The 16,665-nt window shown below is 74.0% G+C and carries 14 protein-coding genes; 4 read left to right on the forward strand and 10 right to left on the reverse strand.

Translation table 11 applies throughout. From position 1 onward, the window contains the following. Window positions 1–66: 66 nt before the first annotated feature. The 3 genes from FHR36_RS29565 to FHR36_RS29575 all read left to right on the forward strand — a co-directional run bounded on the left by FHR36_RS29565 (window position 67) and on the right by FHR36_RS29575 (window position 2,002). Complete coding sequence (locus tag FHR36_RS29565) at window positions 67–471, forward strand: hypothetical protein (protein WP_253802123.1); 405 nt, start codon at window positions 67–69, stop codon at window positions 469–471. 5 nt (window positions 472–476) lie between these two features. Then, on the forward strand, window positions 477–1,046 hold the full coding sequence (locus tag FHR36_RS29570) for a thiol-disulfide oxidoreductase DCC family protein (protein ID WP_253802125.1): 570 nt from the start codon (window positions 477–479) through the stop codon (window positions 1,044–1,046). 179 nt (window positions 1,047–1,225) lie between these two features. Next, window positions 1,226–2,002, forward strand: coding sequence for a TetR/AcrR family transcriptional regulator (locus FHR36_RS29575; RefSeq protein WP_253802126.1), 777 nt, complete (start codon window positions 1,226–1,228; stop codon window positions 2,000–2,002). A gap of 51 nt (window positions 2,003–2,053) precedes the next feature. Here FHR36_RS29575 and FHR36_RS29580 read toward each other — a convergent pair whose 3' ends face one another. Together FHR36_RS29580 and FHR36_RS29585 are read right to left on the reverse strand one after the other, a co-directional pair. Then, on the reverse strand, window positions 2,054–3,358 hold the full coding sequence (locus FHR36_RS29580) for a GNAT family N-acetyltransferase (protein WP_253802128.1): 1,305 nt from the start codon (window positions 3,356–3,358) through the stop codon (window positions 2,054–2,056). A 63-nt stretch (window positions 3,359–3,421) separates the two neighbouring features. Next, window positions 3,422–3,934 (reverse strand): GNAT family N-acetyltransferase, encoded by a 513-nt coding sequence (locus tag FHR36_RS29585; RefSeq protein ID WP_253802130.1) that lies wholly within the window; start codon window positions 3,932–3,934, stop codon window positions 3,422–3,424. Window positions 3,935–4,082: 148 nt separating this feature from the next. Here FHR36_RS29585 and FHR36_RS29590 point away from each other — a divergent pair, with 148 nt between their 5' ends. Beyond that, window positions 4,083–4,856 carry a methyltransferase domain-containing protein gene (locus tag FHR36_RS29590; protein ID WP_253802132.1) on the forward strand — a complete coding sequence of 258 codons (774 nt, stop codon included), beginning with the start codon at window positions 4,083–4,085 and terminating at the stop codon, window positions 4,854–4,856. Window positions 4,857–4,920: 64 nt separating this feature from the next. Here the strand turns inward: FHR36_RS29590 and FHR36_RS29595 are convergent, their stop codons facing one another. The 8 genes from FHR36_RS29595 to FHR36_RS29630 all read right to left on the reverse strand — a co-directional run bounded on the left by FHR36_RS29595 (window position 4,921) and on the right by FHR36_RS29630 (window position 16,556). Next, the gene (locus FHR36_RS29595) at window positions 4,921–5,952 is read right to left on the reverse strand and encodes a GNAT family N-acetyltransferase (RefSeq protein WP_253802133.1); all 1,032 of its coding nucleotides are present in this window, start codon (window positions 5,950–5,952) and stop codon (window positions 4,921–4,923) included. 274 nt (window positions 5,953–6,226) lie between these two features. Then, window positions 6,227–7,441 (reverse strand): C40 family peptidase, encoded by a 1,215-nt coding sequence (locus FHR36_RS29600; RefSeq protein WP_253802134.1) that lies wholly within the window; start codon window positions 7,439–7,441, stop codon window positions 6,227–6,229. 199 nt (window positions 7,442–7,640) lie between these two features. Then, window positions 7,641–7,964, reverse strand: a complete 324-nt coding sequence (locus FHR36_RS29605; protein WP_253802135.1) for a hypothetical protein — start codon at window positions 7,962–7,964, stop codon at window positions 7,641–7,643. A 60-nt stretch (window positions 7,965–8,024) separates the two neighbouring features. Continuing rightward, window positions 8,025–9,074 carry a hypothetical protein gene (locus FHR36_RS29610; protein ID WP_253803265.1) on the reverse strand — a complete coding sequence of 350 codons (1,050 nt, stop codon included), beginning with the start codon at window positions 9,072–9,074 and terminating at the stop codon, window positions 8,025–8,027. A 35-nt stretch (window positions 9,075–9,109) separates the two neighbouring features. Beyond that, window positions 9,110–10,996, reverse strand: coding sequence for a threonine/serine exporter family protein (locus FHR36_RS29615; protein WP_407660867.1), 1,887 nt, complete (start codon window positions 10,994–10,996; stop codon window positions 9,110–9,112). A gap of 41 nt (window positions 10,997–11,037) precedes the next feature. After that, a complete protein-coding gene (locus tag FHR36_RS29620; RefSeq protein WP_253802137.1) occupies window positions 11,038–13,377 on the reverse strand; it encodes a hypothetical protein in 2,340 nt (779 codons plus the stop codon). A gap of 1 nt (window position 13,378) precedes the next feature. Further along, a complete protein-coding gene (locus FHR36_RS29625) occupies window positions 13,379–15,268 on the reverse strand; it encodes an ATP-binding protein (protein WP_253802138.1) in 1,890 nt (629 codons plus the stop codon). A gap of 118 nt (window positions 15,269–15,386) precedes the next feature. Continuing rightward, the gene (locus FHR36_RS29630) at window positions 15,387–16,556 is read right to left on the reverse strand and encodes a TetR/AcrR family transcriptional regulator (RefSeq protein WP_253802140.1); all 1,170 of its coding nucleotides are present in this window, start codon (window positions 16,554–16,556) and stop codon (window positions 15,387–15,389) included. Window positions 16,557–16,665: the final 109 nt, after the last annotated feature.

Raw genomic sequence — 16,665 nt, forward strand, 5'->3', positions numbered from 1 at the left:
GTTCAAAAGGATCCCCTACAGTCATGCCCACAAGATTTTGAACACGTTCGAAACGGAGTGGTCCCGATGGACTACACAGTCGTCAGCTATGCCGCCTACCTGCCGATCGCCACCGGTGTGACGATCTGGGTCGCCCGGACCCTGAGCCGAAACGGCCGGATCTTCCTGGCCGACGTGTTCGCGGGCGACGAGCGGCTGGCCGATGCGGTCAACCACCTCCTGGTGGTCGGCTTCTACCTGATCAACCTCGGCTTCGTCGCGCTGTGGATGCGCAACGACGAGGCGGTCGTCTCGGTCGCCGGGGTGTTCAACGCGCTCTCGTACAAGCTGGGCACCGTGCTCCTGCTGCTGGGCGTGATGCACCTGGGCAACGTGTACGTGCTCAACCGGATCCGTCGGCGCGGGGCGCTGGAGCGCCAGCAGCGTCCGCCGGTGGCCCCGCAGGGCTGGGTCGCCCCCACCCAGGCGTGACCGCGATGACCACCAGCCAGTACGGAGCGGCCGCCGCGCCGCCGGTCGGACGGCTGACCGTCCTGCACGACCCGGCGTGTCTGCTCTGCCGGCACCTCACCGCGTGGCTGCGGGGGCAGCTGCAACTGGTGCCGTTGGAGTTCGTGGCGGTGGCATCGGCCGAGGCCCGGGAGCGGTTCCCGGGCCTGGACCACGACGCCTCGCTCGGCGAGATCACCGTGGTCGCGGACACCGGCGAGGTCTGGCGGGGGGCGCACGCCTTCGTCGCCTGCCTCTGGGCCCTGGCCGAGCACCGGCCGCTGGCCCAGCGGCTCTCCACCCCGGCCGGCCTGCCGCTGGCCCGGGCGGCGGCCTTCGCCGCCAGCAAGTACCGCCAGGTCACGGGGGCGGGTCGGCACGTACCGGGTGTCGAGGGGGCACCCGGTCCGTTCCGGCCCGGCGGGCCGGCGGGCGGCACCAACCCGTTCGCCACCCGGGAGCCGTACGGGAACGGGGGACCGTACGGCAGCGGGGGGCCGGGCGGTCAGTGGCCGGGGCCCGGGTGTGCGGACGGCTCGTGCCCGGCCCCCGGCTAGGTCGCGGGCCGGACGGCGGGGGCCGAGGCGGGGGAGGAACCGGGGGCGGCCCGGTCGGACGGCGTCCGGCCGGGCCGCCCCCGTCCGACACCGAAGCCCGGGAAACCGGGAAAACCCGGGAGACCCGGGAGACCCGGACAGCCCGGAGCACTGCCGCCGCACGGGTAGGCTCAACCAGCGTGGACCAGCCGAACGAGAGCGACACCGACAGCCTCGGGACCGGCGCCCCCGCCTCCTCCGAGCTACCCGGCGGTCGGGCCCGGCCGAAGACCGACAAGAGCGAGCAGACCCGCGCCCTGATCCTGGAGACGGCCATGCGGCTGTTCCAGGAGCGCGGCTACGAGAAGACCACGATGCGAGCGATCGCCGCCGAGGCGGGCGTCTCGGTCGGCAACGCGTACTACTACTTCTCGGCCAAGGAGTTCCTGATCCAGGGCTTCTACGACCGGATGACGTACGAGCACGCGGCCGATGCCAAGGCCCGGATGGCGAACACCCGGGACTTCGCGACGCGGCTGCAGATCACCCTGGAGTCGTGGATCGACACGGCGACGCCGTACCACGAGTTCGCGGCGCAGTTCTTCCGGACGGCGGCGGACCCGACCAGTTCACTCAGCCCGTTCTCCAACGAGTCGCATCCGGCACGGGCGACGGCGGTCGCGCTGTTCCGCGAGGTGCTGGAGGGCTCGGAGCTGGCGCCGAAGCTGGACGCGGAGCTGGTGGAGCTGCTGCCGGACGTGCTCTGGCTGCACCTGATGATCGTGGTGCTCTACTGGGTCTTCGACCGGACGCCGGAGACCGAGCGGACCCGGGAGTTCGTCCGGCGGTCCACCCCGATGGCCGCCCGGGTGATCAACCTGTCCCGCTACCGGGTGTTCCGGCCGATCGTCCGGGACGCCAAGGGGCTGATCCAGGACTTCATCCTGCCGACCATAGGCAAGACCGCGAAGCCGTGACCCTCGGGCGGTCTCCGGGCGCCCGCAGGAGCCGGAGACCGCCCGGGCGGGTCAGAAGCTGTCCGGGTTCCAGGCCTGGGTGGGCGTGCGCAGCAGGAGGTCGGCCTTCGCGGCACCGCCGGGGCGCAGTTCGGTGACCCGGGCCGCGGCGGCGAGCCGGACGGCGGACTCGGTGCCGAGGTAGAGCGAGCCGAGCTCGGACACGCCGAGGGCGAGGTCGGCCGGTTCCTCGGTGGGCCGGCAGCTGCCGGTGCCGTCGGCGGTGGTCTCCAGCGCCCAGCGGCCCTCGGCCCAGCCCTCCGGGTCGGTGACCTGGAGGACGATGCGGCCGGGCGCGGCGTACGTCCGGGCGGCGAAGGCGCCGGGGACGTCGAGCAGCCGCAGCCACATGAAGTCGAAGTTGTCCTCGTGCGGCTTGGCGCCGCGCGGGTCGTTGAGGAGCAGCGGCAGCGGGTCGTCGATGCCGATGTTCAGCGCGCAGACCTGCTTCACCCAGTCGACCGAGAAGGCCAGCTTCCACAGCGCGTTGGCGGTCGGCCGGTCGAGGGCGAGGAAGTCCTGCACGTGGAGGGTGCAGTTCGGGTACGCGCCGTCCCAGATGTCCTCGATGCTGTACCGGATCAGGCCGGTGATGGTGCCCTGGGCGTCGCGGTGGACGGCGGTGAAGCCCTCCTTCCAGTCCAGGCCCGGGAGGGTGAGTTCGCCGGTCTGCAGCTTCCACCAGACGGCGGGGCGGGTGATCGCGCCGGGCTGGGTGAGGCGCCAGCGCTCGTGCAGCTCGGGGCCGAACTTGCGGACCTCCTCCGGCGTGAGGAAGTCGATCCGGCCGCCGGTCGGCACCGGCAGGTCGGCGCGCAGGCCGCCCGAGCGCAGCACGTCCACCCGCCACCCGTGGCCGCGGGTGGCCGGGCCGAAGCCGAAGCGGCCGTAGATGTTGTACTCGGCGGCGACCAGGATCGCGGCGAGGCTGCCGCGCTCGCGGGCGGCGGCCAGGTCGCTGCGCATCATGCGGCTGAGCAGGCCGCGACGGCGGTGGGTGGAGTTGACGGTGACCGCGGTGACCGCGTCGACCGGGAGGGCCGCGCCGCCGGGCACCGTCAGCTCGCTGTCGTAGCTGCGGAAGGTCGCGACGCAGCGGCCGCCGTCGGAGTGGTCGAAGGCGGCGAGGTAGCGGCCGGGCTGGAAGGACAGTCGGCGGACCTCGGTGCCGTCGCCGACGTACGGGCGCAGGAAGCCACGGGCGATCGCCCGGTCCCAGACCGGGAGCTCCTCCTCCGTGATCGCACGGACCTCGAGCTGCTGGTCGGAGCGGTCGGGACGGTCGTTACCGGTGCGGCCGGGTGCATCGTTGCCCATGCGGCCACGGTACGACGGGCCTCGCGGGGCGGGCATCCGGTTTTTCCGGCGCCCCCGCCGGGCTCAGCCCCGCGCGGTGCGCCACGGCGCGGCGGCGGGGTCGACCGTCCAGTGGCGGCAGCGCAGCAGCCGGTCGGCGAAGTCGATGTCCGTCTCCTCGCCCGGGAGGAAGCCGAGGGAACGGCAGATCCCGTTCGACGGGCCGTTGGTGACCCCGGGGAACGCGTGCACCAGGCCCCAGCGACCGTCCTCCCGAGCCAGTTCGAGCAGCTGCCGGACGGCCTCCCGGCCCAGCCCGCGCCCCTGGAACTCGGGCAGCACCATCCAGCCGACCTCGGAGATCAGCTCGCCGTCCTCCTCGTGCGACCACAGGCACACCGAGCCGGCCACCTCCCCGTCGACCAGCACCATCTTGATCCAGCCCTCGTCCGCCGCCACCGTCTCCACGTCGCGCCGCACCTTGTCCGCCACCCCCTCGCGCGGCAGCGGCCCACCGAGCTCCGCCATCATCACCGGGTCGCAGCGCATCCGCTCGTACGCCCCGACGTCGCCCGCCTCCACGTCCCGCAGCAGCATCCGCGCTCCTTCCTCTCCACAGCCCCGGTCGGCCCCTCCCCGCCATCATGCGTCAGCCGGGGCGCCGGCGGACACTTCTCCCACCCGGGGCTCGCGGCCACCTTCCAAAGCCCCAGGGCACTGCACGGGAGTTGATTGGATGTCACTCATGACCTCCAACGTTTTCGAGACCGACACTCCCGACCCGATCGCCTACCTCGATCGGCTCGCCGCGACCGACCTCGGGCGGTCCTACAAGAAGCGCATGCTGGACGAGCTCGACGTCAGGCCGGGCCACACGGTTGTGGATCTCGGCTGCGGCCCCGGTACGGACCTCGGCACGCTCGCCGAGGCGGTCGGTCCGACGGGGACCGTGATCGGTGTCGATCACGACCGGGCGGCAGTCGATGCCGCGACCGGGCGCACGGGCGGACTCGCCGTCGATGTCCGGCTCGGCGATCTCCACGACCTCCCGATGGCGGACTGCAGCGCCGACCGGGCTCGCACCGACCGGGTGCTGCAGCACGTCGACGACCCCGCGCGGGCGCTCGGCGAGATCCGGCGGGTGCTGCGCCCCGGCGGTCGGGTGGTCATGGGCGAGCCGGACTGGGGCACCCTGACCGTCGACCACCCGGACAGCCGCCTGACCGACGCCTACACCCGGTTCGTCACCGACCGGGCCGTGGCCAACGCCCGCATCGGCAGCCGACTCCCACGGCTGGCGGCCGGGGCCGGCTTCACGGTGCCGGCGGTCGTCCCGATCACACCCGTCTTCCGGGACGTCCGGGCGGCCGACACGATCCTCGGGCTGGAGCGCACCACCCGCCGCGCCGTCACCGCCGGATACCTCACCGAGGACGCGGCCCAGGAGTGGCTGGCCCACCTCGCGACCGGCCCCTTCCTCGCGTCGGTGACGTTCTACCTGGTCGTGGCCGAGGCGTAGCGCCGTCCGCCCGGGTGCAGGTTCCAATCGTGATCTTCATTCGGCTTGAGCCTGAGCCGGCCATTCAGCGTGGACTGGTCGAAAGGGCGGCCAGCTTCTCGGCAAGCCGCGTCGTTGTGGTCTCAACCCAGTTCATCGTCGGAGCCGTGCAGTAGCCGAGTGCGTGGTTGATGTTGATCATGTGGGTGTTCGTGGTCGCGGTGGTGGTGCAGATGAGGTTCATGTCCGGTCGCTCGTCGGTGATCAGGCGCGTCATGGCGGCCTTCATCGCCAGGCCGAGCCCGTGCCCGCGGTGCGCGGCCAGCACAGAGGTGTCGTGTATGTAGCCGATCTCCCGGCGGTGCGGGTAGTTGTGGACGACGTGGACGCCGACGACCTGCTCAGTAGTGTCATCGATGGCGATGACCACCCGCTGCTCCGCACCAGCGGCCGCCAGTTCACGATCGGCATCCCGAACCGAATCGGGAGTCCAGGCGGTCTCCCGGTAGCTCGTCCGGCCGGACGGAGCGTCCTGGATGGCCTGCCGGGCCACGGCGTAGGAGTCAATGAGCTGCTCGGGAGTCGCTCCCGTCCATTGCGTGAGGCGGTAGCCGGCAGGGACGGACACCTCCCACAACCGCGCGGGAGTCGTCGCGATCCGCAGGACCTGCATCACCATGCTGTGCGTCACCTCGAACCCGAGGCCCGCCACCCAGGGGGCCCCGGCAGAGTCGGGCTTCATAGGTTGTCCGAGGACGGTGCCGCGCCGGGATTCCAGGACTGCGGGCATCGCGGCACGTAGCAGCGCCGTTCCAACGCCGAGGCGCCGCAGTTCGGGGTGCACGTGGACCTCGACCTGGGCGATCCCACTGTTGGAGCCCTCGGGCAGCGCGATCCTGACCGAACCGGCCAGGCGTCCATCCAAGCTGCCGACCCAGAAGCGGCATGGTCCGTCCCCGACCGGCGGGGTGCGCAGGCGGCCGACTGCGGCCTCGTAGGTCAACGGCGGGTCCTCGGGAAAGTCCACTGATACGGCTGCTGCTCGCATCGCGTGGTAGTCGGCCAGCTCCTGCTCGGAGGCGTGGCTCGGATTGAGCGGCTGTATGTCGAGGGTCACCGGATCTCCATGCTCTCTGCGGATGCGCTTACTGCTGTCGGCTGGATCTCGCCAGCTGCATGCTCGTTGAGCGTTTGCGGCGCCAGGAAGCGGCTCGTTCGTGATCTTCCTTCGCCTTCAGTGTGCGCTGGTCTCACCGAGGTCGCACGGCTTTTGACTCACCCTCTTCTCGCCTTCCGCGTTGACGGGGTGGGTGTCCTGCCAGGCGAGCGGTCTCCACCGATCTTGGGCATGCGCAAAGCGAAATGGGAACCTACGCGGGGTGCGCGGACGGTCAGGGGCGGGCGTAGAAGTCGGGGGTGCCCATGATCCAGAGGCTGGCCTGTTTGATGGCGGCGCCGGGGCGGGGGGCCTCGATCATCTGGTCGTCGCCGATGTAGAGGGCGACGTGGTAGATGTCGGCGGCGCGGCCGGTCTTGGTCCAGAAGACCAGGTCGCCGGGCCGGAGTTGGCGGTAGGAGACGGGGGTGGACTGGGCGTACTGGTCGGCGGCGAAGTGGGTGAGGCGCTTGCCGCCGCGCTGCCAGGCCGTCATGGTCAGCCCGGAGCAGTCGTAGCCGTCCGGGCCCTCGCCGCCCCAGATGTAGGGGAGGCCGATCAGGGCGCGGGCGTGGGCGATCGCGGCGGCCGCGCCGTCCGCCGACCAGGGGCGGTTCGCGGCGGGATCCGGCCGGTTGGCCGCGGCGGCGGCCTTGGCGGCCTCCTCGGCCTGGCGGGCGGCGATCGCCTCCAGGGCTTCGCGGCGCTGCCGTTCGAGGTCGACGGTGGTGTTGCGGGCGGCGGCCAGGTCGGCGAGCAGTTGCTCGCGGCGGCGGCCGATGTCGGCGACCTGGGCCTGCTGGGCGGTGAGGCGGGCCTCGGCCTGTTCCTTGGCGAGGCGGACGGCGTCGGCGGCGCGGCGGGCGTTGTCCTCGGCGGCCTGCGCGGCGGTGCGGGCGCGGGCCGCCGCGGCAGCGGTGGCGGTCGCGTCGTCGAGGATCTGTCGGGTTTGCGCACCGGCCACACCGACCGCGGCGGCCTGGTCGCTGAGGTCGCCGGGGCCGCGGGCGCCGAGCAGGGCGTTGAGTGCGGAGAGCTGGGGCGACGCGCCTTGGCGGTAGATCTCGGCGAGCAGTCCGGCGGCGCGTTCGGCCGCTGCGGCGCGGGCCGTCTCTGCGGCGGCGGAGCGTTCGGCGGCGGCGGCCGACTCGGCCCGGGCGCGGACGAGTCGGGCCTGCGCCCCGTTGTACGCCTCGACGGCCTGCTCGGCGGCCCGGCCGGCTTCCTCGAGTTCGGTCTGGGCGGCGGTGAGGCGGGCTTCGATGGCGGCGACGTCCCCGGCTCTGGCGTCGGCGTCGGCCTGCGCCTTGGCGATGTCCTCGGTGGACGGGTACGGGTCGTCGGCCGGAGCGGCCAGCCGGGTCGGCGCCGGGGCGGCGGCTGCGGCGGGCAGCAGCCCGAGGAGTCCGGCGGCGGCGAGGAGGAGGGCGGGCAGCATCCTGCGGGCCACGGTCGGCTCCTCTCTCGCACACCGTCCGACGATCGGTCATATGCCCCATGGCGCGACAATTCGGTCACGTGCGGTCATATTCTCAGACGTGACCGATCATCAGCGCGATCGCCACAGGGCTGCGCGGGTGAGAGCCCGTGAGTACGGGGTGAGAGCTGCCGATGCCGCCCGGCCAGGCCCGACCGGGCGGCCGGGACCCCTACCGCCGGCGGATCTCCTGGTAGCGCCGCTCGACGTCGTCCATGAACCAGCCGGGCAGGGTGGAGGTCTCCCGGAGCGTCCGGCGCTCCTCGGCACTGAGCGTCTCGGCCGCGTCGTCCACCGCCAGCGCGTAGTCGGCCATCCGGCCGGACGTCGCCTCCTGCTGCATGCCGCCCGCCTGGGTCGCCAGGCCGTGCCGGCCCCGGGCCGCGTGGAGGAAACGAAGCAGCGACCACCACGGCGTCTTCTCGGTCCGGCGGCTCAGCTCGTCCCGGACCAGCAGCCAGGCCAGGCGCTCGTCGGTCACATTCGGCGTACCCATGAAAGACCCCCCTTGTCGAACAGTGTCGGCGGGAGGCTATCGCGTCCGCCGCCGGCGGGCTCAGTGGCGCGGGGGCCGGGGCTGGGGGTGGGGGAGGCGGGGGTGGCGGTAGGAGGTGTGGGGTTCGGGGGCGCCGGGGGTGGGGCGGACGGCGTAGGTGCGGTGGCGGCCGGCGCGGACGGTACGGCGGCGGAGGCTGGCGCGGTCCTGGCGGACGGGGTCGACCGGGGTCGCGGCGGAGGTGGCCCGGCGGTCGGCGAGGCGGGCGTGGCGGCGGGCGAGGGCGCGGGCGGCGTGGGCGTCGAGGTGGGCGGTGGCGCGGGCGGCCATCCGTTCGGCGACGCGGTGGGTGGCGGCGTGGTGGGCGGGGACCTTGTCGGGGGCGCCGGCGATCAGGTCGAAGAGCCAGGTGCGGGCACGGTCGGCGCGGGCGTGCAGCAGCCGCTCGCGTCGTACGGCGCGCTGCATCCGCCGGGGCCGCCCGGTGTACCGCCAGCGGGCCCAGGGGCTGCCGGGCCGGGCGAGTCGGATGGCGCCGATCCAGGAGAGGCCGGGGACCATGATGCCGAGCAGGCCGGTCCACATCTTGCCCTTGAGCAGGGCGACGATGGAGACCAGCGCGTTGACGGAGATGACCGCGATCAGGCCCCACCGGGTGTCCTGCCCGGGGACGACGCCGAGCGGCACGTACCCGGTGAGCAGCAGGGCGGTGACGAGGATGCCGAGGATGACGGCGTCGACCGACTTGCGGCCCTGTTCGCCCCAGTAGACGTCGTCGAGGTGGAGGATCAGCGCGAACTCGTCGAGGACCAGTCCGCAGCCGATGCCGAAGCAGAGCCCGAACAGGTCGATCCACGGCGACCGGCCGCCGGTGGCGAAGACGCCGATGCCGCCGAGCAGCAGGAAGCCGAGGCCGAACACCATGTGGTGGATGTGCAGCCCGCCGGGGGTGATGTTGCCGGGCCACCAGCGGACCTCGGCGCGGATCATCCGGACGCTGAACCGGATCAGGACGAAGGAGCAGATGAACCCGGTGAGCAGCAGGAAGAGCGGTTGCTTGTGGGCGGCGACGATGTGCTCGCGGTAGCCGTCCAGGAGTGCACTGATCATCGGTGGTGGTGCCTTCGTTCGTCCGCGGCGGGGGCTCAGAACCCGCGGGTGCGCTTGGCCGCCCGGCGCGGGACGAGCAGGTGGGGTGCGAGCCGTTCGGTCGCGCCGGGGGACTTGAGGAAGAGGCGGGCGACCTCGCCTCCGAGGTTCACGCCGATGGCGAGGGCCATCGCCAGGGCGGCGGCCCGGGTGACCGAGACCAGTCCGGCGTTGGCGTGGCCCTGGGCGAAGGCGAGCATGCCGAGGTAGAGCGCGGAGCCGGGCATCAGCGGGCCGATCGCGGCGGTGACGTACGGCAGCGCGCTGGCCTGCCGGTAGCGGGCCATCAGCTGGCCGAACAGGCCGACCAGGCCGGCCGCGACGCCGGTGGCGACGATCGGCGAGATCTGGGCGTTGGTCAGCACGCCGTAGGTGGACCAGCCGATCGCGGTGTTGAGGACGACCGGCGCGAGCGCGCTCCGGTCGGTCTGCAGCAGCATCGCGAAGGCGAGGGAGAGCAGTATCGCGGCGACGAGTTGGACGGGCGGGTTGACGGTGCCGGCGAGGCTCTCGTCCGGGCGGAGCTTGGCGTTGTAGTTGACGCCCAGGTAGAGCACCAGCATGACGCCGATGACGATGCCGACGATCAGGTACATCACTTCGAGCAGCCGGGCGGCGGCCGTGATGTAGAAGCCGGTCAGGCCGTCCTGGACGGCGGCGACCAGGGCCCGGCCGGGGAGCAGGGCGAAGAGTCCGCCGGTGATCACGACCGAGCCGCGCAGGTGCAGTTCGTTGAAGGAGAGCAGGATGCCGAGCACGGCGGCCGGCATCGCGGCGATCACGAACTGGTAGAACTCGGGCAGGCCGCGCCGGGCGATCGCGGAGGCCAGCCGGTCGCCGGCGACGGCGGCGGTGAAGGCGCTGATGAACACCAGCCAGGCCTTGCCGTCGACCCGCCCGCCGACCAGGAAGGTGGCGGCGCCGGCCAGCAGTCCGGAGGCCAGGGCGAGCAGCCAGACCGGGTACGGGTGGCGGTTGCGGCGGATCTCGGCGAGCCGGCGGTAGGCGTCGTTGACGCTGACCCGACCGGCCGTGATGTCGGCGACCAGGCGGTAGACGGAGGCGAGCCGGGTGTAGTCGGAGGTGCGGCGGCGGACCACCCGGTCGGCGGTGATCGGGGCGTCGATCAGCGAGGGCTGGTGCGAGATGGAGATCAGGGTGAAGGTCACCTGCGGCTCGCAGTGGTCGAGCCGGTAGGCGTGGGCGATGCCGAGCATCGCGGCCTCGACGTCCTCGGCGGCCTCGCCGCTGGCGAGCAGCAGTTCGCCGATGCGCAGGGAGAGGTCGAGGATGCGCGGGATGTTGCGGGCGGCGGAGGGGTGCAGCTCGCGCGGGGTGCGTTCGAGGGCGGGCCGCTCGACCATCGGCGTGCGCAGCAGGGTGCGCATCCGGTCGGGCCAGGGCACCTCCTCCTCGTCCTCGGCGAGCGCGGCGGGGACGGCGGTGCCGTGGGAGGGGGTGTAGCCGGCGGCGCGCCACTCCTCAGGGGTGAGGGTGTCCTGGGCCAGGCCGCGGGCGTACGGGCGCTCGGCCGCGGGCTCCGCCGGAGCGGGTTCCTCGGTCGGGGCCGGGACGAGCAGGCCCTCGGTCTGCCGGGGCGGGAGGGCGTGCGGGACGGGGACGGGCCGGTCGACGGGCGGGAGGTCGGGGCCGAGCAGGCCGCCGGTCGGCGGGGCGTCCGCGGGCGCGGCGGGCGCGCGCGGGGCGGGCGGCGCCGATGCCTCGGACGTCGCCGGGCGTGCGTCGGCGCCGGGTCGCCCTCCCCCGTTCCGCTTCCCCGCCGCCGAACCTCGCCCGCCCGGTCGGCCCCGCTTCGGCACCTGCGCTCCTCGCCTCCGTCGTCGTCCGTCCAACCTTGCCTGATCGAACGCGCGGACGCACATGTGCCCACCGTCTCACCTGCGGGTGAGCGGCCCGGGGCGGGTCACAGGCCGTACCGCTCGACGATCTCCCGGTGCCGTCCGGGGTCGGCGCCGGCCGCCTCCGCGAGGTCGAGCCAGCTGAGCGGGTGCGGCCAGTCGGCGGTGAGCCGCAGCAGCAGGGCGTCGGCGTCCGCGGCGGAGGCGGTCGGCGGGACGCCGAAGGCGGCGTAGACGCCGGGCAGTGAGCCGTCCTCGTCGGCGGGGTCGGTGATCGCGTACTGGTCGCCGCTGTAGGCCCACAGGCCGTACCCCTCGGCCTGGAGGGCGGTGCGCAGATCGGACCACGGCTCGTCGCCGGGCCAGCCGCCGTCGAGCCAGTAGGTGGTGTACCCGGCGGGGTCGAGCAGGGTGAGCAGTTCGAAGACGGGCCGCCAGTGCTCCTCCTGGCCGGGGGCGGGCGGCTCGTTCAGCAGGGCGGGGGCGAACACCACGGTGTCGCGGTGGTTGAGCGGCAGTTCGTCGCCGAGCACCGGCAGGACGCGGGCGGTGGCCGGGCCGGTGCGCAGGACGGGCAGGTCGGCGGTGGTGCCGTTGGCGCGGGTGGCGCGGAGGGTGATCAGCTCCCACTCCTCGTCGACCGGGCCGCTGTCGGTGGTGAAGGTGAGGTCGAGCCGGGCGCCGGCGGCGCGGACGGCCGCCCAGTCGCGGTTGGCGGAGGCGGCGGTGACCAGGTGCCAGAGGTCGGCGGGCCGCAGGGTGCGGTGGGCGAGCTCGGGCGGGGTGTCGCCGCTGTCGGGCAGGGCGTGCTCGACCAGTTCCTCGAGGATCCGCTGGGCCTCGGCGTGGTCGCCGCGGCGGGTGGCGGCGGAGGAGGCGAGGCGGCGGGTGTTGATCGCCTCGGGCTCGTGCGCCAGGACGGCGGCGCAGTGCTCGCCGACCTCGGCCCAGCGGCCCTGGGCGGCGGCGAAGCGGGCGAGCAGCCAGGCGGAGTCGGAGGGGCTGGTGGCGGCGAGCCGGTCGGCAAGGCGGCGGACGCCGTCGCCGTCCTCGGCGTCGAGCAGGACGGAGCCGAGCAGGTTGACCAGGTCCTCGTGGCCGGGGTCGAGTTCCAGCTGGGCCCAGAGCAGTTCGGTGACGGCCCTGGCGTGGCCGAGGCTGCCGAGGGCGGCGGCCAGGTTGGCGACCAGCACGGTGTCCCGCTCGCCGAGCTCGGCGAGGGCGGCGGCCAGCAGGTCGGCGCCGGTCTCCGGGTCCGGGCCCGTTTCGCCGAGCCAGTCGACGAGGTCCTTCGCCGGTACGGGGAGGTCGGGGCGCGGCAGGGCCTCGGCGGCGGCCCGCAGGTCGGCGACCCGGTCGGCGACGCCGTCGGTGCGGCGCAGCGCGGTGAGCTTGCGCTCGCCGGTGGCGGCCAGGGTGAGTGCCACCTCGCGGGCGCCGCGGGCGACGGCCAGCCGTCCGGCGGTCAGCACCAGGTCGAGGCAGGGGCGGTGGGAGCCGGCGGTGTCGAGGTAGCCGGCCCAGTGGGCGAGCCGGGCGCCGAGCGCGGCGTCGTTGTCGTACGCGCCGGCGGCGGCCAGGGTCTGTGCAGCGGTGGCCCAGCGGTGCCGGATGTCGGGGTAGCGGTCGGCCTCGTCGGCGTCGGGGAGCTGTTCCAGGGCCTGTTCGGTGCGGCCGAGGGCGGCGAGCGAGACGGCGCGGCCGGCCGCGAGCTTGCGGCGGTCGTCGTCGTCCAGTCGGTTGCGGGCGGCGACGTAGGCGTGTTCGGCGGTGTCGTAGGCGGCGAGGGCGTCCTCGTGGCGGCCGAGCCGCTGGAGGGCGGAGGCGCGGCTGTGGCCGAAGGCGAGCGAGACCCGTTCGCCGGCGGCCTGGATCCGGGCCTGGGAGCGGTCGAGGTGGGTCAGCGCGTCCTCGGCGCGGCCGTCGTCCTCCAGGGTGTCGGCGTACTCGCGGGAGAGGCAGTCGAAGCAGGCCCGGGCGGGGTCGACCCGCTGCAGGGTCTCCTCCAGGACGGCGAGCCGCTCGGGCACGTAGCCCGGGCCGTCGATGTTGGCGTGGCAGATGGTGAAGTCCTGCACGGCGCAGACGGACTGCGGGCAGGCCGCGGTCTCCTCGCGGTGGGCGAACTCCAGCAGGGAAACCGCCTCGGCCATCGCGGCCTCGCCCTGGTGGCGCTTGTTCAGCAGGTTCTGCAGCCGCCAGTGGCGCAGGAAGACCTCGACCCAGGGCAGGCCGAGGGCGCGGGCGGAGGCGAGTGCCTCCGGGTAGAGGGCGTCGAGCTGCTCGTTGCGGCCCTCGACGGCGTGGCCGGCGATCTCGGCGAGCGCATCGGCCAGCCGGTGCTGTCCGGACTCGGCGAGCTGCCGGTGGGTGTCCTGCACCCAGGACCAGATGTCGGTGGTCACGTCACTCCCCGTGCTGTTCGTCGGCCGACAGTGTGTCGGGTACCGCTGACAGGCCGTCCGGTACGGCCGCGGTGAGGGCGGCGACCGCGGTGGACACCCCGGCCAGGGCGGCGGTCAGGTCGCCGTCGCCGGAGCCGGCCGCGGCGGCCATGATGACCTTGAGCGAGCGCAGCAGCCCGGCCGCGGTGGCGGCGCCTGTGTGGCCGGCGCGGTAGGCGGCGAGCAGGCCGTCGACGGCGGGCGAGGCGAGGTTGAGGTAGAGCCGGGCCTTGACGGTGCCGTCGGTGCGGGCGGTGAAGGCGCGGGCCAGGCGCAGCGCGGCGGACGGGATCCGGGCGTCGGCCTGGTCGTCCTCGATCCGCGCCTTGAGTTCGGCCTCCCGGTCGGGGACCAGCACCAGCGGCAGGCCGGGCGGGTCGAAGCGGGCCGCGACCAGTTGCTCGCCCGGGTCGGCGAGGGCGGCGGCCAGCCAGGCGCTCTCCTCGGCGGGCAGGGGCGCGGCGGGCTCGCGGAAGAGTTCGCGGTTGCCGCTCTCGCTGCCGAGTTCGACGATCCGGCACTCGCGCAGCTGGGCGTAGCGGCGCAGGAAGGGCAGCACGGCGTACCGGTCGCCGCGGGCGATCGGCACCTGCATGGCCCGGTAGAGCATCTCCTCGAAGCCGCCGCCGCTGCCGAGTGCGACGTGGACCGCTCCGCCGCCGGCGGCGCGCAGCGCGCCGGCGGTCAGGTCGCCCTGGGAGGTGGGCACCGGGACGTCGTCGGCGAGCAGGCTGAACAGCCGGTCGTCGCAGAGGGCGGCGCCGAGCAGTTCCTGGCCGTGCCGGGCGAGGATCCGGCGCCAGGCGTTCGGGTGCAGCCGGGCGGTCTCGTAGAGGCCGTCGACGATGGCGTCGGTGAGGGTGCGCTGCAGGGCGCGGTAGTGCTCGTCGCGCTGGAGGTCCTCGCGGCTGGCGGTGGGGGTGAGCCGGTTGGACTCGACCACGCCGCCGATGAACCCGGCCCAGCTGGGCAGCAGGTCGCGGGCGTCGTCGGCGAGCAGCATGCCGCGCAGGTAGACGGCGAGGTCGCGGTTGTCGGTGGAGCCGTAGGTGCCGCCGTCCTGCACCCAGAGCAGGCCGACGGCGTCGCTGCCGTCCTCCCCCGCCGGGGCGGGGGTGACCGGGAAGGCGGTGAGCGGTTCGAAGCTGCGGGCGAAGGCGGTGGCGAAGCGCATCCGGTGGGCGTGCACCGGGCCGGGCAGGTCCTCGCGCCAGGGCACCCGGACGTCGTTGACCGGCTTCTCGTCGGTGCCGACGTAGACCGGGATGGGCAGCAGCACGCAGTACCGGGCGAGCACCTCGCGCAGCGCGTACTCGTCGGCGAGGTGGGAGTGTTCGGCCTTGAGTCGCAGTTCGACGACGGTGCCCGGGGCGGGGCGCGGGTCGACCGCCTCGACGGCGTACTGCTCGCCGCCGCGGCTGCGGTAGCGGTGGGCGAGGTGCGGTTCGCGGTGCGAGGCGGTGGTGACGGTGACCTCGTCGGCCACCGAGAAGGCGGAGAGGAAGCCGAGTCCGAAGGCGCCGATGAGGTCCTGATTACCGGTCAGTTCGCGCAGCATCCGGGTGTAGCCGGTGCCGACGGTCGCCAGGTAGGCGTGGATCTCCGGTTCGGTGAGGCCGGCGCCGGTGTCCTCGATCGCGACGGTGCGGGCGGCCGGGTCGCCGGTGACGCGGATCAGCGGCCGGTACGGCGTGTCCGGGTCCTCGAGCCTGCGCCGGGTGTGCGAGTCGTGGGCGTTCTGGACCAGTTCGCGCAGGGCGACCAGCGGGGTGGAGTAGAGGTGGGTCGCCAGGACGCCGACCAGGCCGCCGAGGTCGACCTCCGTCGTGCGCAGCTTCTCGGCTTCAGACATGAGGCCACAGTGTGCCAGTACGACAATCACGCGACCAGCGATTTCCGGTGGCGGGGGGCAATTCCCGGGCCATTTCCGAATGACCGCCGGCTCCGGGATTTGCGCGGTACGGAAATCCTCACCCGTCCGCGGCGTCGAGGCCGAGCGCCGCCCGGCCGAGCGCCACCAGCGCGCCGCCCGTGTCACCGGCGCCCGCCGGTCCCCGCACCCCGTCGTTGACCAGCGCAAACATCGCGTGCACCCGGATCCGGGCCTCCGCGTCCCCGTAGCCGGGCCGCACCTGTTGCAGCAGCGCGACCCACCGCCGCAGGAAGTCGCGGCGGAACTCCACCGCCACTCGCCGGTCCGATGGATCCAGCCGTTCGGTCTCGCTCACCATCGCGCCCAGGTAGTCGCTGTTGCGCCGGGCGAAGTCCACGTACGCGGCCAGGCCGGCCGCCAACGCCGCGGCCGGCTCCCCGGTCCCTTCCAGCGGGCCGGCCACCTCCTGCCACAGCCGCTCCCGGCTGCGAACCAGTGCGGCCGCCAGCAGTTCCGCCTTGGTGCCGAAGTGCTTGTAGACACTGGGTCCGGCGATCCCGACCGCGGCGCCGAGCTCCTCGGTGGAGACGTTGTCGAAGCCCCGCTCGTGGAAGAGTCGCACCGCGGTCACCAGCAGCGCCTCCCGCCGGGTCACGGGGGCCGGGTACGGCAGACCGCGGCCGGGCGGGAGCACGGGGGCCGCGGCGAGGTCGACCGCCAGCAGGTCGGCGCCGATCCGCCGCAGCAGCGCCTCGAAGGCCCGCCGGGGCGGGGCGAAGGTGTGGTTGCCGAGGCCGCCGTACGCCGACAGCAGCGACCGGCAGACCAGGTCGGTGTCGGCGGCCGGGCGCCCGGGGTACCCGGTGGCGACCACCGCCGCCGTCTCCGCCACCACCGCGCGCAACTCCCGGCGCAGCGCGGCCCGCTGGGCCGGCGGCAGGAGCCGGGCGTCGCGCCGCCAGAGGGTGCCGAGGGCCCGGTGGTCGATCGCGGCCGGGGCGAGGGCGGCGCACAGCTGCTCCGGACCGTCCTTGCCGGCCCGGACCGCCTCGCGCAGCGCGTCCAGTCCGCCGGTGACGGCGCACCGCAGCAGCTCGGGCTTGCTGCGGAAGTGGCGGTAGAGCGCCGGTGCGGTGATGCCGACCTCGGCGGCGACCTCGGCCATCGAGACCCGGTGGTAGCCGCGCCGGTGGAACAGCCCCTCGGCGGCCGCCAGCACCTGGGCCCGGCGGCCGGGCGGGCGGCGCCCGGCGGCCCGCTCTGTCACCACTCCCCGCCCCCTCGGCTCGGTCACGGCAGTCCGTCGGCCAGGGTAGCAACCATTCACTTGTCCGGCCGATCAACCGCGGAATCACCGGCCGGGATCTCTGGACAGC

The sequence above is a fragment of the Kitasatospora cinereorecta genome (assembly GCF_024172095.1).
GTDB lineage: Bacteria > Actinomycetota > Actinomycetes > Streptomycetales > Streptomycetaceae > Kitasatospora > Kitasatospora cinereorecta.

Excerpts from the sequence above, each read along its gene's own strand:
- FHR36_RS29610 (WP_253803265.1), bottom strand. The coding sequence starts at position 9,074 with ATGATCAGTGCACTCCTGGACGGCTACCGCGAGCACATCGTCGCCGCC.
- FHR36_RS29615 (WP_407660867.1), bottom strand. The coding sequence starts at position 10,996 with ATGTGCGTCCGCGCGTTCGATCAGGCAAGGTTGGACGGACGACGACGG.
- FHR36_RS29585 (WP_253802130.1), bottom strand. The coding sequence starts at position 3,934 with ATGCTGCTGCGGGACGTGGAGGCGGGCGACGTCGGGGCGTACGAGCGG.
- FHR36_RS29590 (WP_253802132.1), top strand. The coding sequence starts at position 4,083 with ATGACCTCCAACGTTTTCGAGACCGACACTCCCGACCCGATCGCCTAC.
- FHR36_RS29570 (WP_253802125.1), top strand. The coding sequence starts at position 477 with ATGACCACCAGCCAGTACGGAGCGGCCGCCGCGCCGCCGGTCGGACGG.
- FHR36_RS29625 (WP_253802138.1), bottom strand. The coding sequence starts at position 15,268 with ATGTCTGAAGCCGAGAAGCTGCGCACGACGGAGGTCGACCTCGGCGGC.
- FHR36_RS29605 (WP_253802135.1), bottom strand. The coding sequence starts at position 7,964 with ATGGGTACGCCGAATGTGACCGACGAGCGCCTGGCCTGGCTGCTGGTC.
- FHR36_RS29565 (WP_253802123.1), top strand. The coding sequence starts at position 67 with ATGGACTACACAGTCGTCAGCTATGCCGCCTACCTGCCGATCGCCACC.
- FHR36_RS29580 (WP_253802128.1), bottom strand. The coding sequence starts at position 3,358 with ATGGGCAACGATGCACCCGGCCGCACCGGTAACGACCGTCCCGACCGC.